At 71.3% G+C, this 15692-nt stretch carries 12 protein-coding genes; 7 read left to right on the top strand and 5 right to left on the bottom strand.

The window, feature by feature from the left end; translation table 11 throughout:
* Window positions 1-105: 105 nt before the first annotated feature.
* From IIE03_RS11400 to clpX, 3 genes are all read left to right on the top strand, one after another.
* Window positions 106-738, top strand: coding sequence for an ATP-dependent Clp protease proteolytic subunit (locus tag IIE03_RS11400; RefSeq protein ID WP_318842933.1), 633 nt, complete (start codon window positions 106-108; stop codon window positions 736-738).
* Window positions 739-775: 37 nt separating this feature from the next.
* Window positions 776-1486: an ATP-dependent Clp protease proteolytic subunit gene (locus IIE03_RS11395; RefSeq protein WP_318842932.1), complete on the top strand. Its 711-nt coding sequence runs from the start codon at window positions 776-778 to the stop codon at window positions 1484-1486.
* Between the two features lie 423 nt (window positions 1487-1909).
* A complete protein-coding gene (gene clpX / locus IIE03_RS11390; protein ID WP_192862876.1) occupies window positions 1910-3199 on the top strand; it encodes an ATP-dependent Clp protease ATP-binding subunit ClpX in 1290 nt (429 codons plus the stop codon).
* Window positions 3200-3283: 84 nt separating this feature from the next.
* Here the strand turns inward: clpX and IIE03_RS11385 are convergent, their stop codons facing one another.
* A complete protein-coding gene (locus IIE03_RS11385; RefSeq protein ID WP_192862875.1) occupies window positions 3284-4705 on the bottom strand; it encodes a glycosyltransferase family 61 protein in 1422 nt (473 codons plus the stop codon).
* A gap of 168 nt (window positions 4706-4873) precedes the next feature.
* The gene (locus tag IIE03_RS11380; RefSeq protein WP_192862874.1) at window positions 4874-6712 is read right to left on the bottom strand and encodes an AMP-dependent synthetase/ligase; all 1839 of its coding nucleotides are present in this window, start codon (window positions 6710-6712) and stop codon (window positions 4874-4876) included.
* A 270-nt stretch (window positions 6713-6982) separates the two neighbouring features.
* Between IIE03_RS11380 and IIE03_RS11375 the strand changes: the two genes are divergently transcribed.
* From IIE03_RS11375 to IIE03_RS26725, 4 genes are all read left to right on the top strand, one after another.
* Complete coding sequence (locus IIE03_RS11375) at window positions 6983-7327, top strand: chorismate mutase (RefSeq protein ID WP_192862873.1); 345 nt, start codon at window positions 6983-6985, stop codon at window positions 7325-7327.
* 155 nt (window positions 7328-7482) lie between these two features.
* A complete protein-coding gene (locus IIE03_RS11370; protein WP_192862872.1) occupies window positions 7483-8733 on the top strand; it encodes a baeRF2 domain-containing protein in 1251 nt (416 codons plus the stop codon).
* Between the two features lie 218 nt (window positions 8734-8951).
* Window positions 8952-9491: a DUF1877 family protein gene (locus IIE03_RS11365; protein ID WP_192862871.1), complete on the top strand. Its 540-nt coding sequence runs from the start codon at window positions 8952-8954 to the stop codon at window positions 9489-9491.
* Window positions 9492-9772: 281 nt separating this feature from the next.
* A complete protein-coding gene (locus IIE03_RS26725; RefSeq protein WP_192862870.1) occupies window positions 9773-10747 on the top strand; it encodes a hydroxyacid dehydrogenase in 975 nt (324 codons plus the stop codon).
* A 140-nt stretch (window positions 10748-10887) separates the two neighbouring features.
* Here IIE03_RS26725 and IIE03_RS11355 read toward each other — a convergent pair whose 3' ends face one another.
* The 3 genes from IIE03_RS11355 to IIE03_RS11345 form a co-directional block, all read right to left on the bottom strand.
* The gene (locus tag IIE03_RS11355) at window positions 10888-11781 is read right to left on the bottom strand and encodes a VOC family protein (protein ID WP_192862869.1); all 894 of its coding nucleotides are present in this window, start codon (window positions 11779-11781) and stop codon (window positions 10888-10890) included.
* A gap of 327 nt (window positions 11782-12108) precedes the next feature.
* Window positions 12109-14874 (bottom strand): valine--tRNA ligase, encoded by a 2766-nt coding sequence (gene valS, locus IIE03_RS11350; RefSeq protein WP_192862868.1) that lies wholly within the window; start codon window positions 14872-14874, stop codon window positions 12109-12111.
* A 123-nt stretch (window positions 14875-14997) separates the two neighbouring features.
* Window positions 14998-15504 (bottom strand): hypothetical protein, encoded by a 507-nt coding sequence (locus IIE03_RS11345; RefSeq protein ID WP_192862867.1) that lies wholly within the window; start codon window positions 15502-15504, stop codon window positions 14998-15000.
* Window positions 15505-15692: the final 188 nt, after the last annotated feature.

Below are 15692 nucleotides of genomic sequence, written 5' to 3'. Positions count from 1 at the left end.
CTGTCGGCGAAACGGGGCCTTACTAGGGAGTTCCGGCGGCTCCGGGCGCGTTAGGGTCGATCGACATGCTTGCGCAGGAACCTGCCGGACACTGAGGAGTGGGACGTGAACGATCTGCGGACAGACGCTGAGCCGGTGGCACGGTCGGAGGGGTCGAACTTCGGCCTGAACGACTCGATCTACAACCGGCTGCTCAAGGAACGCATCATCTGGCTCGGCTCGGAGGTGCGTGACGAAAACGCCAACGCGATCTGCGCCCAGATGATGCTCCTCGCGGCCGAGGACCCGACCAAGGACATCTGGCTCTACATCAACAGCCCCGGTGGCTCGATCACCGCCGGTATGGCGATCTACGACACGATGCAGTTCGTCCAGCCGGACGTGGCGACCGTGGCGATGGGGATGGCGGCCTCGATGGGCCAGTTCCTGCTCAGCTCGGGCGCGAAGGGCAAGCGCTACGCGACCCCGCACGCCCGCGTGATGATGCACCAGCCCTCGGGCGGCATCGGTGGCACGGCCACCGACGTGCGGATCAACGCCGAACTGATCATGCACATGAAGAAGGTGCTCGCGGAGCTCACGGCCGGGCAGACCGGCCACACGGTCGAGCAGATCGTCAAGGACAGCGACCGGGACAAGTGGTTCACGGCGCCCGAGGCGCTCGAGTACGGCTTCATCGACCACGTCGTCGAGCACGCGGCTCTGGCCGGCGGCGGCGGCATGAACACCGCGTCCTGACGACGCCGAGACCACTTCGAAGATCGAGGAGACCACAGTGAGCCCTGAAGCCCAGTTCCTGGCGGCGGCCGAACGCCTTGCCGGTTCGTACGCGCGGCCCGGCGGCGTCGGACTGCCGTACGGCGCCCCGTCGAACCGTTACGTGCTGCCCCAGTTCGAGGAGCGCACCGCGTACGGATTCAAGCGCCAGGACCCGTACACCAAGCTGTTCGAGGACCGCATCATCTTCATGGGCGTCCAGGTGGACGACGCGTCCGCCGACGACGTCATGGCGCAGTTGCTCGTCCTGGAGTCCCAGGACCCGGACCGCGACATCATCCTGTACATCAACAGCCCGGGCGGGTCGTTCACCGCCATGACGGCGCTGTACGACACGATGCAGTACGTCAAGCCGCAGATCCAGACGGTCTGCCTGGGGCAGGCCGCCTCCGCGGCGGCCGTGCTGCTCGCGGCGGGCCAGCCGGGCAAGCGCCTGGCGCTGCCGAACGCCCGCGTGCTGATCCACCAGCCCGCCATGGAGGGCGGCGGCTACGCGCAGGCGTCGGACATCGAGATCCACGCCAACGAGCTCATCCGGATGCGTGAGTGGCTGGAGGAGGCGCTGGCACGGCACTCGGGCAAGACGAGCCAGGAGGTCCGCGACGACATCGAGCGCGACAAGATCCTCACCGCCGCCGAGGCGAAGGACTACGGCCTGGTGGACCAGGTCCTGGAGTCGCGCAAGGTGCAGGTCATCCCGGCATCCTGAGAGGTCGCGCGTACGGTGGTGCGGTCGGCCGGTTGCGGGCGCGGGGCGGTCGGTTGTCGGGCGGTCGGTCGGGGGACCGACCCCCGCCGACAGCGGCCGACCGCTCGCCGGCCGGCCCGCGTCGCCGGGACACACGAGACCAGTGGGCCGGCCGAGACCGCTGGGACCGCCCGGACCGGCGGCACCGCCGGAAAAACGAGACACGCCGCTGAAATCATGGCAATCTTGCGAGAGCTGGCGAGAATCGCACCTGGACGACCCGCCGTGAGTCCGGCTGACAACCGGGGCCCCGGTGGTGTGCAATAGGAGGTAACCGACAGGGGCCGGCGGCCCCATCCGGAGATCTGGCAGCCTTCCGGAAGTGACAGAAGCCCGAGAGCCCGGACCGCGCTCGCGAGAGCGCAGGAGCGAGGAGACGAATACGTGGCGCGTATCGGTGACGGCGCTGAGCTGCTGAAGTGCAACTTCTGCGGCAAGTCCCAGAAGCAGGTCATCAAGCTGATCGCAGGCCCGGGCGTCTATATCTGCAACGAGTGCATCGAGCTCTGCAACGAGATCATCGACGAGGAGATGAACGAAGCGGCCGAGGTCGGGCTCACCGAGCTGCCCAAGCCGCGCGAGATCTTCGAGTTCCTCGAGCAGTACATCATCGGCCAGGAGTCCGCCAAGCGGGCCCTGGCCGTCGCGGTCTACAACCACTACAAGCGGATCCAGGCGAGCACCGGCCCCAAGGCGCCGGGCAACCAGGAGGACGCGGACCAGGTGGAGATCGCGAAGTCGAACATCCTGCTGATCGGGCCCACCGGCACGGGCAAGACCTACCTCGCCCAGACGCTCGCCAAGATGCTCAACGTCCCGTTCGCCATCGCGGACGCCACGGCCCTCACCGAGGCGGGCTACGTGGGCGAGGACGTCGAGAACATCCTGCTCAAGCTCATCCAGGCCGCCGACTTCGACGTCAAGAAGGCTGAGACCGGGATCATCTACATCGACGAGGTCGACAAGGTGGCCCGCAAGGCGGAGAACCCGTCGATCACCCGCGACGTGTCCGGGGAGGGAGTGCAGCAGGCACTCCTGAAGATCATCGAGGGAACCAGCGCGTCGGTCCCGCCGCAGGGCGGCCGCAAGCACCCGCACCAGGAGTTCATCCAGATCGACACCACGAACGTGCTGTTCATCGTCGCCGGCGCGTTCGCGGGACTCGACGACATCGTGGCGTCCCGCGCCCGCAAGCGCGGCATCGGGTTCGCGGCGCCGATGGAGACCGGCGCCGACGACGACCTGTTCGCCGAGGTGCGCCCCGAGGACCTGCAGAAGTACGGCCTGATCCCCGAGTTCATCGGGCGCCTGCCCGTGGTCGCGTCCGTGTCGCCGCTCGACCGGGAAGCGCTGGTCCGCATCCTCACCGAACCGCGGAACGCGCTCGTGAAGCAGTACAAGCGCATGTTCCAGATCGACGGCGTCGAGCTGGAGTTCGAGGACGGCGCCGTCCAGGCCATCGCCGACCAGGCCCTCCTCCGGGGCACCGGCGCCCGCGGGTTGCGCGCCATCATGGAAGAGGTGCTGCAGCAGGTGATGTTCGACGTCCCCAGCCGCGACGACGTCGAGCGCGTGGTGATCTCCCGAGACGTCGTGCTGGAGAACGTCAACCCGACGGTCGTCCCGCGCCGCGTCCCCGTCCGGGGCCGCCAGCCCCGCGAGAAGAGCGCCTGAGGGGCCGAGCAGGCGGTTCGGTACACACGAAGCCGACGTCGAAGCGAACCACCTGACTGTTCGAACGGGCCGGGTTGTCGGCGGTCAGCGGGTGGTTCGGCGGCGCAGGCTTCGGGCCGTGTGGTGCAGGAAGGATCCCACACGCCGGGCCGGGGTCGTGGCACGCCAGGTGCGGGAGTGCTCGATCTGGTCCAGGCGGCGCTGGAGCACGGAGATGCGGTCCCGGAGTGCGTCCTCGGAGTCCCGCCGGGCGGGGATCGTGTCGGGCGCCGCAGTGACCTGCTCCGCACCCGTCGCCTCCGCGGCCTTCTGCGCTGCGATGCTCTCGGCGATCTTCACCAGCGAACCGCTCCGCGAGAGCTGCCCGACGGCGGCGAGCGCGCCCTGAAGGAGGCGAGCCCGAGCCTCCAGGCCGGACCCGGCGCGAGAACCCTGGGAGACCCAGCTCGCCCAGTTCTCCAGATCCTCCTTCTGCGACTGCTCGAAGGCGGACTCGCTCCAGGAACCGGACAGGTCGACGCCGTGCTTGTCGAACGCCTCGACGAGCGCCTGCTGGTCGGCCAGCGGGAACGCGTGGTACATCGCCGGGCGGCCCGAGGCGTCGACCGAGAACGGTAGGTTGCCGACGAGCGTGTCCAGGTAGTCCAGCGTCCGCACCCGGTCCTCCAGCAGCACTCGGCCGACGTGCTTGCCCTTGCGTCGGACCAGGACGCTCACGTCCTGGTCGATCCTGCCGAGGAGCTGGCGCCCGTGCATTGCCGAGCCCTCGGAGAAGATGATCGTGCGGGCGCTCGCATACAGGTCGAGTTGCTCGCGCAGCGGCGCTGCCTCGGGCCGGATCACGGTCACCCCCGCAGCTCGGAGGCGGTCCTCGAGGTACCGCTCGCCACCCAGCCGCAGGTTCATCCCGGCGCGCGAGACGAACAGGGTGCCGTCGGGAGGGCCGGCCGGGAGCATCGGCCGGGTGTGGTCGTCCAGTGCGTCCAGGTACTCGCGGGCGGGGCCGACGGTCAGGTGCTCGGCCTGGGGGAGGATTCGCAGCTCACGGACGAAAACCGGGCGCGAGGTGACGAACGCGACCTGCTCGCGCGGGACTCCGTACCAGTCCAGGATGTCCCAGAACCAGGTGGGCACGGCGGCCTCGTTGACCCACGGCCGGAGCATGAAGAGAAACGTGTCGTCCGGTCGTTCCAGCCGGGAGAAGAGCAGGCGCGGCGCGTGCTCCGCGACGAAGTGCCCGAAGTGGTCGGCGAGGAAGCCGCACCAGACCGCCGGGCCGTCGAGTATCTCGGCAGGTTCCGGGCTCGGGGTCGGTGTCCCGACGGCGCGGGGGCCGTCGGCCCGGCGCCCGCCGCGCAGGTGGTGGGCGAAGTCGGGGACGTCGCCGGTCCAGAACGACGGGGCGACCCGGCGCCGCGCCTGGGCGGTGGTGAGCGGATCGATCCGCACGCCGTTCGCCCGGTAGGTCCGACCGGGGTGGATCGCTTGCTGGGGGAGCGGGTCCATGAGCAGAGGGTCCCCCGGAATCTCGGGCACCGCAACGAAAGTGGCCGGCACGGCCGACCAACGGCTGCGCGTGGTCGGTCATGGCATGAGTGATCGGCAGATCGAACGACCGATCGCTCACGAACGGACCGATCGCGGGCGTCGCGGCCCTGCGATCGGCCGGCGGGCTCATGCCCGGGTGGGTGTGGACGGGGTCGTAGGCGTGGACGGGGCGTAGAGGTCGTCGATGAGGTGGGCGAAGTCGGCGATCACCCTGGCGCGCTTCACCTTGGTCGACGGCGTGAGGTAGCCGTTCTGCTCCGTGAAGTCGAAGTCCAGGACGCTGACCTTGCGGATCGACTCGGCCTTGGACACCGCCTCGTTCGCGTGCCGCACGGCGGCGTCCAGTGCCTCGAGCACCGTGGGGTGCACCCGCGCCTCGGTGACGCTCAGGTTCGGCAGGCCGTGGTTCGCGCACCAGCCCGGCAGCATCTCGGCGTCGAGCGTGACGAGTGCGCCGATGAACGGGCGCTGATCGCCGACCACGACGACCTGGCTCACGATCGGGTGCGCGCGCAGCCGGTCCTCCAGCACCGCCGGCGCGACGTTCTTGCCGCCGGCGGTGACGATGATCTCCTTCTTGCGGCCGGTGATTCGCAGGAAGCCGTCCTCATCGACCGTGCCGAGGTCGCCGGTGCGGAACCAGCCGCCGGTGAGGGCCTCCGCCGTGAGCTGCGGCTGGTTGTGGTAGCCGCGGAAGATGTGCGGGCCGCGGAGCAGGACCTCGCCGTCGTCGGCGATGGCGATCGACGTGCCCGGCAGCGCCGTGCCGACCGTCCCGATCTTCGTGTGCGCCGGCCGGTTGACCGACGTCGGCGCGGTGGTCTCGGTGAGCCCGTAGCCCTCGAGGATCGTGACGCCGACCCCGCGGAAGAAGTGCCCGAGCCGCTCGCCGAGCGGCGCGCCGCCGGACACCGCCCACTCCAGGTGCCCGCCCATGGCGGCGCGCAGGCTGCCGTACACCAGCCGGTCGGCGACCCGGTGCGCCAGACGCAGCCCGGTGCCGGGCCCTGACGCCGTGTCGGCGGCCCGCGAGTACCGGATCGCGACGTCGGCGGCCCACGCGAAGATCCGCCGCTTCACGGCGGATCCGGACGCCTTCGCCTCGGCGGAGTTGAAGACCTTCTCGAACACGCGCGGCACGGCGAGCAGGTAGGTCGGCGCGAACGTGCCGAGGTCCGGCACGAGGTTCTTGACGTCCGGCGCGTGGCCGAGCACGGAGTTGCCCGCGAAGACGGCGACCTCCACGAAGCGCGCGAAGACGTGGGCGAGGGGGAGGAACAGGAGGGTGCGCGATCCCGGGGTGTCGAGCATCTCCGGGATCGCCACCGCGGCGTTCGTCGTCAGGTGCGCGAAGTTGCCGTGCGTGAGCTCGACGCCCTTGGGCCGGCCGGTGGAGCCGGAGGTGTAGATGATCGTGGCGACGTCGTCCCGGCGCACCGCGTCGCGTCGCTCCGTGACGGCCAGCAGCGGCAGATGGGCACCGGAGGCGCGGAGGCCGGCCACGGCGCCGTCGTCGATGACGAGGACGTCCTCCAGCGCGGGGAGCGAGTGCCGGGTGCGCCCGATGGTCTCGGCGTGCGCGGCCGACTCCGCGAAGATCAGCCGGACACCCGCGTCCGAGCAGATCCACTGCACCTGCTCGGCCGACGACGTCTCGTACACCGGCACGGGGACGGCGCCCGCCGCCCAGACGGCGAAGTCGAGCAGCGTCCACTCGTAGCGGGTGCGGGACATGATGCCCACGCGGTCGCCCGGCCCGACGCCGTAGGCGATCAGCCCGCGGGCCACGGCCAGGACCTCCTCCTCGAACGCCGCGGCCGTGACCGGGATCCACGGCCCGTCCGGGGTGTCGCGGCGCTCGATCAGCGTCTCGCCCCCGGACCTGGTGACACGGTCCCGCAGGATCGTGTTGATGCTGGTGCCCTCGGGCACGTTCACCAGGGCCGGCGTGGAGACGACTGTCATTGGGCTGAGCTCCGCAGTGTCAAGGGGTGGGACCCACTTCTCACGCACCGGGCTCCAGTGCGGAAGTGCGAGAAGACTGTATACCCGCGACTTCGCGTGACAGAACTCGCCGTCCTGTCAACGCGGGCGCCTCGGACACGGCCCGCGCCCGCGTTGCGCACGGCCCGCGCCTGCCTCGCCCGCCTCGTGCGTGTTGGGGGCGGAACCGTGCGACGTCCGGTGGTCGGCACGAGGGCGCTCGGTGCCCTCCACCGGGTTAGCCTCGTGTCCATGACCTCGGACCCCGCTGCCTCGTCGATGCCCTCGGAGATCCTGCGCCTGCGCGCAAGCATCGACAACATCGACGCCGCCCTGGTGCACCTGCTGGCGGAACGTTTCAAGCTGACCCGTCAGGTGGGCGAGCTCAAGGCGATCGGCAACATGCCGCCGGCCGACCCGGCGCGCGATGCCCAGCAGATCGAGCGCCTCACGGAGATCGCCGAGGCCTCGGGACTCGACCCGGACTTCGCTGTGCAGTTCCGGCAGTTCATCGTCAGCGAGGTCATCCGGCGGCACGAGCTGATCGCGCGCGAGCACGCGGACGAGACGATGCCGGAACTCGATACGTACGCTTGAAGGGATGCTTTCTGACGGGACGGTGGGCGACGTCGGTCCGGCGGCCTCCCGTCACGAAATTCCCAAGGAAAAACCTGGTCCAGGGGTGGCGCTCGCCAGCGATACGACGGAGGCTGGAGGGATTCTGAGCTACACCCTCGTACCAGGAGGCGGGAATGAAGATCGACTGGCTCAAGCCGCTCCTCGGGCACCCCGGACCGTTCGCCACCGTGTACCTCGACGCGACACCCTCCGACAAGGCCGTCGCCGATCGCGACGTCGCGAACCGGTGGCGCGCGGCGCGGAGGTCGCTCGCGGCGCAGGGTGCCCCGGACGACGTCCTGGACAGCATGGAGGAGGCCGCCCGGCGCCCGACGTGGGAGCAGGGCCTGCACGGGCGGGTCGTCATCGCCGACGACACCGGCGTGCTGGTGGACCGGGTCCTGCACGAGGCGCCGACGTCGGACGTGGCCTCGTGGTCGAACGTGCCCGAGCTGCTGCAGGCGGTCCGCGCCGCGGACGAGTCGGTGGAACTGCTGGTGGTCGCGATGGACCGGAAGGGCGCGGACTTCACGCGGACCGGCGTCGGCGGCCGGAGGTACGAGGAGTACACCGCGCCGGACGACGAGATCGCCAAGCCGGGGTCGCCGGCCGTCAAGCGTGCCCGGATCGAGTCGCGCGCCGAGGACTCGTGGGGGCGGAACGCGGCCGCGATCGCGACCGAGGTGGACCGGTGGGTCGAGGAGTCCGCCCCGGAACTCGTGGTGCTCACGGGTGACGTGCGCACGGTGCCCGGCGTGCGGGAGCGCGTCGGCCTCCCGACCGCGGAGCTCTGCGTCGAGGTCCCGGGCGGTGTCCGGGGCGGACCGGCGACGCTCGGCGGCGGGGCGGCGAGCGGCGGCGCCGCCAACGGTGGCGCGTTCGCCGAGCGGGTCGCCGAGGCGCTGGACAGCTACCGCGAACGGCGGCGCGAGCGTGTCCTCGCCGAGCTGAGGCAGGGTCTCGGCCGCGACGAGGGCGCGGTCTCGTCGGTGGACGACGTCGTCGCCGTGCTCAGCCGGGCGCAGGTGGCCGAGCTGGTGCTGGCGGAGGAGTACGGGACGGGCAACGGCCAGGGGAACGGACGCACGCTGTGGATCGGGCCGGAGCCGGTGCACATCGCGTCGGACCGGTCCGACCTCGAGGCGCTGGGCGTGCGTGAAGGCCTCGAGGAGCTCCCGGCGGCGGTGGCGCTGGTACGCGCGGCGATCGCCCAGGACGCCGGGCTCACGTTCGCGCCCGAGGGCTCGGTCGGCGTCGGCGCGAGCGGCCTCGTCGATGGCGTGGCGGCGACGCTGCGCTGGCACGACGAGCACACTCCGCACGAGCTCGCCGGCGCGATGTCGGGGGACGACGTCCGGCTCCGCGGCGAGCGGACTCGCGGCTGAGTCGCCACGCGGTCGGCAACCGGTCGGGGAGTCGGCGGGGCCTACGGGTTCCCCACACCCCCTGACCGGTTGGTCCGGTGTGCGATCCGTGAATCCGCTTCGCAAACGGCCCCGGATGTAAAGTCTTTGTGAAGGCTGTCGGCGTTCCGAGCCGTTGCGGTTGGTCTGTTCAATATGCCCGACCCGCAGTGTGACGCAAGTCGCTAGCGTGCCCGGCCATGGGGAATCACGAGGGGAACCGGCCGAGCTTCACCACGGTGCTGAGCGGAGTCCACTGCGAGTACGCACGGCTCGGCGCGGACGATGCGGCCAGGGCCGCAGGCGACGACGACTGGGCGGCTTCGCACGTCGAAGCGCTCGCTGACGACTGGGTGGAGCGCGACGTTCCGCCCGGCGAAGCACAGTACTTCACCATCGGCCTCGCATGGGGCGGGCTGCACGGCCTCCTGCGGGAGCACGGGGGGCTCGCGGTCGACGTCGTCCAGGGAGGCAAACCGCTGGGGGTCCCGGGGGCGATCGGGACGGCGCGCCTGCTGCCGTCCGCCGACGTGGCCACCGCCGCCGCGTTCCTGACGGGGACGCCGTTCGAGGAACTGGCGCCGCTGTACGACGCCGCCATCTGCGACGGCTGCCCGGACCCGACGGAGCATCCGCCGGAGGAGCGGCTCGACACCCTGGCCGACGCCTACGAGGACCTCGGCCGGTTCTTCACCGCCGCGGCCGACGCGGGCGACTCGGTCGTGCTGATGCTCAACTGACGTGCTCACAGCTCAAGCTCAACTGACGGGATCTCCCGGGACAGCCCGGCCGCGCCACAGCGAGGTGGTGCGGCCGGGTCCGAGTGCGGGTTCGGCCGGGTCCGCATGCGGGGTTCGGCCGGGTCCGCATGCGGGTGCGGACGAGTGCGGGGTCTGATGGCCGTCCGGCAGCGGAATGCGCTTTCACGATTCTCTTGACGGGCTTCGCCGCGGCACTCTAGCCTCCCGGTGATCGCCGGCGTGGGAATCCGCCGGCCCCGGGGCACCATCGAAGGAGCAGCGTGATCGAGTACGCAGTGGCGGTCGGATCCGACCGGTTGGCCGAGCGGTTGTTCGGCCCCGGGTACGAGGCCCTGGCCGATGTCCCCGCCCGGCGGATCGGTGAGGTGCTCACCGAGTTCGAGTCGGACGAGGCACGGCGGGTGCTGTCCCGGGTCGAGGTCCTGCTGACCGGCTGGGGGGCACCGTCGCTGCCCGCCTCGGTGCTGCGTCATGCGCCGCGGCTGCGCCGGGTCATCCACGCGGGCGGCGGCGCCGGATACCTGTTCCCGGACGGGCCGGGGGACGTCGCGGCGTCGGACGTCGGCATGGCCAACGCCATTCCTGTCGCCGAGCTCACGCTCGCGATGATCCTCCTGGCGAACAAGGAGGCATTCCGGGCGCGTGACCTGCTCCGCGAGCGGCGCGCGTTCATCGACCGGGAGGACGAGTTCCCGACGGCCGGCAACTACGGGCGCACCGTGGGCCTGGTGAGCGCGTCGCGCATCGGCCGGCTGGTCATCGACCTGCTGCGCCCGTTCCCCAGCCTGCGGGTCCTCGTCTACGACCCGTTCCTCACGATCGACGACGCCGCGTCGCTGGGTGTCGAGAAGGTGGAGCTGGCCGAGCTGGCGCGCCGCAGCGACGTCGTCTCGCTGCACGCCCCGGTCGTGCCCGAGACGGTGGGCATGATCGATGCCGGGTTCCTCGCGCTCATGCCCCACGGCGCCACGCTGATCAACACGGCCCGCGGCGTGATCGTGGACGCGGCCGCGCTGGAGAAGGAACTCGTCAGCGGCCGGATCAACGCGATTCTCGACGTCACGGACCCCGAGGAACCGCTGCCGGCCACGTCGCCGCTGTACGACCTGCCGAACGTGTTCCTCACGCCGCACATCGCCGGGTCCATGGGCACCGAACTGCGGCGCATGGGCGACTGGGTCGCGGCGGATCTCGCCCACTACGCCCAAGAGGTGGCGAGCGGCGCGAACGACTGAGTGCGCCTGCGGCCCGCGGAATACTGCTCGACGACATCCGCGCGAGCACGTCCGACATCTCCCGCCGACGGACGGGCGCTCGGCGGATCCGGGCGACGCGACGCCGCGCCGCCCGCGGTGCCGGGCGTGCCGGCACGGGGTCAGGCCTGTCCTGCCTGTGCCTCGGCCTCGAGGAACTCCGCCGGCGGGGCGAACTGGGACAGGACGAGCTCGGCGCCGAACGGGTCGCGGATCGTGGCCTCCTTGGTCCACTCGCTGTCCTCGGTCGCCAGCACGGTTGCTCCGCCGCGCTCCGCCGTCGCCGCCGACTCATCGCGGTCGGCCACGGCGAAGGCCACCGACCAGCGTGCCGGGCCGGCGGCGGGGGCGATCCCGGCGACGACGTCGGCGAAGCCGGGCGGCACGTGCTCCTGGCGCTCGTGGATGGCGGGGTCCACCGTACGGGCCAGGTGGTCCCCGTACCCCGGGACGCGCGCCATCCCGGCGCCGAGGTCGTCGCTCCGCTCCCACCCGAACAGCGGCCCGTAGAACCGCAGCGCCTGGTCCACGTCAGGGGTGAGCAGGCTGCTGAAGTTCCAGGTCCCCGGCGCGTTGACGGCCTGGGCGCCGGGTCGCGTCCCCGCTTGCCACAGGCGGCTGGGCGCGCCCTGCGGGTCGGCGATCCGGGCCATCTGACCGGCGGCCGGCCCGCCCGGTGGCCCCACGGGCTCCGGCGGGGAGCTCACGACGCCGCCCAGCGCGGTGACCCGCTCCGCCGTGGCGGTGATGTCGTCGACGGCCAGGTACGTGTGCCACATGACCTCGCCGTCGAAGCCCGGGTCGGGTGTGGCGATCGCGGCGATCGAGGTGGCGTCCGTGCCGTCCCGGGACGCGACGACGTAGCGCCCCGGCGCCGCGGGCGGCACCTTCTCGGTGAACCTCCAGCCCAACAACTCGCCGTAGAAGGCGAGCGCCGCGTCGACCTCGTGCGTCTCCAGGTCGATCCAGCTCGGCACGCCATGAGGGTAGGTCCGGGTGGTGGGTGCGTCGGCCATGGTGTCCTCCGGGTCGGTCCGATACCCCGATCCTGCCTCGGGACACTGACATCCGCCGCCTCGCGTTCCGCGTCGGTCCGCGTTCTGCGCCTGCCAGCGTTCGCACCGGCTCCGCGTTCCATGCCGCCCCGGCTCGCGTTCTGCGCCGACCCGTGTTCCGCACCGGCCCGCGTTCCGTCACGACGGCCCGTGTGGCAACACCACGATCGTCGGCGGCACGGTCATCTGTGTCGCGATCTCGGCTCGGCGCCAGACCGCCGCGGGTCTCGTGGATCCGGCCGGAGGCGGTCGGCACCCACGAGACCCACGGGTCTCCGCGTCGCGGATTCAGCCCTTCTTGCGGGGCTCCGGCTCGCCGAGCTCGACGTCGGACGTCACCATGCCGCCCTGGACGTTCGGGTCGCCCTGGCCCTCTGCGGTCTCGACGAGCGTCAGGCCGCCGGTCACCCGGCCCGCGGCCCGCACGTCGCCGATCGCCAGCTGAACGGCCGGCAGGTCCGCGGCGGGCACCGCGAGGGTGCCCGCGAGGACCGGGGCGCGCATCGACGTCTTCGCCTCGGACTTCACCTTCCGGATCGCCGCCAGCGCGTTGCCGGCCGCGGTGAGGTGCGTGGCATCGACGCCCGCGGCGCCGGCCCGCAGGGGTTCCGCTGTCGGCCATGCCGCGCGGTGCACGGAGCCCTCGCGCCACCAGGACCACACCTCCTCCGTGGCGAACGGAAGATAGGGCGCCAGCAGGCGGAGCTGCGTGTCGAGCGCGATCGCCAGCGCGGTACGCGCCGAGAGGGTCTCGGCCGACCCCGCCGTGCTGCCCGCGCCGTCCCCGTAGGCCCGGTCCTTGACGAGTTCCAGGTAGTCGTCGCAGAACGTCCAGAAGAACGTCTCCGTCACCTCGAGCGCCCGCGTGTGGTCGTAGGCCTCGAACGCTGCCGTCGCCTGCTCGGCCACGGTCGCGAGTCCCGCGAGCATCGCGCGGTCGAGGTCCACGGTCACGGCCGCCGGGTCCAGCAGGATCTCTCCCCCGCCGGACTCGGGGTCGAGCCCGAACGACAGCGCGAACTTCGACGCGTTGAGGACCTTGATCGCCAGGCGCCGGCCGATCTTCATCTGACCCACCTCGAACGCGGCGTCCGCGCCGAGACGGGCGGAGGCCGCCCAGTAGCGGACCGCGTCCGAGCCGTGCTCCACGAGCAGGTCCATCGGCGTGACCACGTTGCCCTTGGACTTCGACATCTTCTTGCGGTCCGGATCGAGGATCCAGCCGCTGATCGCCGCGTTCCTCCAGGGCAGCGCGCCGTTCTCCAGGTGCGCGCGCACCACGCTGGAGAACAGCCAGGTGCGGATGATGTCCTGGCCCTGCGGGCGCAGGTCCATCGGGAAGACCCGCTGCCACAGGTCCTCGTCGCGCTCCCAGCCGGACACGATCTGCGGGGACAGCGACGACGTCGCCCACGTGTCCATCACGTCGGCGTCGCCCACGAACCCGCCGGGCTCGCCGCGCTGGTCCTCCGTGAAGCCCTCCGGCGCCTGCGACGTCGGGTCCACCGGGAGCCGGTCCTCGGAGGGCACGATCGGGTTCGCGTGGTCCACCTCGCCGGAGGGCAGCACCGGGTACCACAGCGGGATCGGCACGCCGAAGAACCGCTGCCGGCTGATCAGCCAGTCGCCGTTCAGCCCGCCCACCCAGTTCTCGTAGCGCACGCGCATGTGGTCCGGGTGGAAGTCGAGCTCCTTGCCCCGGGCCAGCAGCTCGTCCCGCAGCTCGCTGTCACGGCCGCCGTTGCGGATGTACCACTGGCGCGACGTCACGATCTCCAGCGGCTTGTCGCCCTTCTCGAAGAAGTTCGCCTTGCGCTGGGTCGGCACCGGCTCGCCCTCGAGGTCCCCCGAGGAGCGCAGCGCCTCGACGATCGCCTTGCGCGCGCTGAAGGTCGTCATGCCGGAGATCTCGCCGAACAGCGCCTCACCGGCACCGCCCTCGATCCACTCGGGGACCTCCCGGGTGATGCGCCCGTCGCGCTGCACGATCGACCGGGTCGGCAGCTGCAGCTCACGCCACCACTGCACGTCCGTGAGGTCGCCGAAGGTGCAGCACATGGCGATGCCCGCACCCTTGTCCGGCTCCGCCGCGTGGTGCGCCAGCACGGGGACCTCCACGCCGAACAGCGGCGAGGTCACCGTGGTGCCGAACAGGTGCTGGTACCGCTCGTCGTCCGGGTGGGCGATGAGCGCCACCACGGCCGGGATCAGTTCGGGGCGCGTCGTCTCGATGAACACCTTCCCGCCGTCGGGCCGCCCGAACGCCACCTTGTGGTAGTGGCCGGGGTAGTCCCGCGCCTCCAGTTCGGCCTGCGCGACCGCCGTCTGGAACGTCACGTCCCACAGCCCCGGCGCCTCCGCCTGGTACGCCTCGCCGCGGGCGAGGTTGCGCACGAACGCCCGCTGCGCGGTCGCGATCGAGTCCGCACCGATCGTCTGGTACGTCTGCGACCAGTCCACCGACAGGCCGAGACGGCGCCACAGCTCCTCGAACTTCTGCTCGTCCTCCGTGGTGAGGCGCTCACACAGCTCGATGAAGTTGCGGCGGCTGACCGGCACCTGATCGGCGGGCTTCACGTTCTTGCCGTCCGTACCCTCGTGCGGCGGCTCGAAGTTCTCCACGTAGGGCAGCGACGGGTCGCACCGCACGCCGTAGTAGTTCTGCACGCGGCGCTCGGTGGGCAGGCCGTTGTCGTCCCAGCCCATCGGGTAGAAGACCTCGTACCCACGCATGCGCTTGTACCGGGCGATCAGGTCGGTGTGCGTGTAGGAGAACACGTGTCCCACGTGCAGCGAACCGGACGCGGTGGGCGGCGGGGTGTCGATCGAGTAGATCTGCTCGCGGGTCTTGCTCCGGTCGAACGCGAACGTGCCCTCGCCGCTCCAGCGGGCGTCGAACTTCTCCTCCAGGCCGTCCGCGCTCACCCGATCAGGTACTCCCTTGACCACCGCGCGGACGACGTCGGCACCGGCTACCTGAGCGGCGGGTGTTGTCGTGGCGTTGGTGATGGTCGTGGCCGGGTCCGTGTGCCCGGCAGGGATCGGAGTACTCATGGGTCAAGTGTCCCAGATTCCGCACGACAGGGCGCCCGGATATCCACAGCCCGGATCGGACCTCTCACCTGCTCCGCGCTGCGTGGCAAGCGGGCCCGGACCTGCTCCCGAACGGTCTCGGGATCAGCCGAGGGCGCTCTCGTCGCAGCGGTCCGTCTCGACCGGGCCCGAGAGCCCGACGATCGGCGGGTACGCCCCGACCGTGAGCTCCCAGCCGGCCGGGTCGGTGGCCGTGACGTACACGTCGCCGCCGCTCTCGGGGTAGACGACCTCGGACACCGGGTCGAAGCCGTGCTCGTCCAGGACGGGATCGAGGACGGCGGCCAGCTCGGTGAGCCCGCCGCTCGGCTCGTACAGATCGCCCTCGCCCAGGCTCTCGGCGAGGAAGAGCACGCACCGGCCGTCGGGCTGTTCCGCGACGTGCGGGAAGCGGTCCTTGGCGGTCCACTCCACCTCGGGGATGTCGCGGGTGAGGGCGCCGACGACGTCGTCGTACGCCGCCGTGTACTCCGTCGTCGCGGCGTCGAGCGCGGGCGGAGGCTCCGGCGGGTTGCCGTCCGCCCCGGCCGTGCAGGAGGACAGCACGCCGACGGCGAGCAGCGCCGCGCCGGTCCGTCGTACGTGGAACATGGACCGCATCCGTCTCCTTGGTCGCGTTCACCAGCCATCGGGCCAGGGCCGCCGGCCGTCGCGCCTGGCTGTTCCGGCCCTCAGTCCCGGGACGCTACCAGCGCGAACGCCTCTTTGTCGTGGCTCGTAGCGGTATGCGCGGTGGGGACCTCTCCCCATGCCCGCGCCCACCGTCCGGGAACGAGCGG

The sequence above is a fragment of the Myceligenerans pegani genome, assembly GCF_014892515.1.
Taxonomy (GTDB): domain Bacteria; phylum Actinomycetota; class Actinomycetes; order Actinomycetales; family Cellulomonadaceae; genus Myceligenerans; species Myceligenerans pegani.
This window is presented reverse-complemented; position numbering and strand designations above follow the sequence as displayed.

Coding starts and splice junctions, on each gene's coding strand:
- IIE03_RS11385 (WP_192862875.1), bottom strand. CDS start 4,705: ATGGACCCGCTCCCCCAGCAAGCGATCCACCCCGGTCGGACCTACCGG.
- IIE03_RS11380 (WP_192862874.1), bottom strand. CDS start 6,712: ATGACAGTCGTCTCCACGCCGGCCCTGGTGAACGTGCCCGAGGGCACC.
- IIE03_RS11365 (WP_192862871.1), top strand. CDS start 8,952: ATGGGGAATCACGAGGGGAACCGGCCGAGCTTCACCACGGTGCTGAGC.
- IIE03_RS11375 (WP_192862873.1), top strand. CDS start 6,983: ATGACCTCGGACCCCGCTGCCTCGTCGATGCCCTCGGAGATCCTGCGC.
- IIE03_RS11370 (WP_192862872.1), top strand. CDS start 7,483: ATGAAGATCGACTGGCTCAAGCCGCTCCTCGGGCACCCCGGACCGTTC.
- IIE03_RS11355 (WP_192862869.1), bottom strand. CDS start 11,781: ATGGCCGACGCACCCACCACCCGGACCTACCCTCATGGCGTGCCGAGC.
- valS (WP_192862868.1), bottom strand. CDS start 14,874: ATGAGTACTCCGATCCCTGCCGGGCACACGGACCCGGCCACGACCATC.
- IIE03_RS11345 (WP_192862867.1), bottom strand. CDS start 15,504: ATGTTCCACGTACGACGGACCGGCGCGGCGCTGCTCGCCGTCGGCGTG.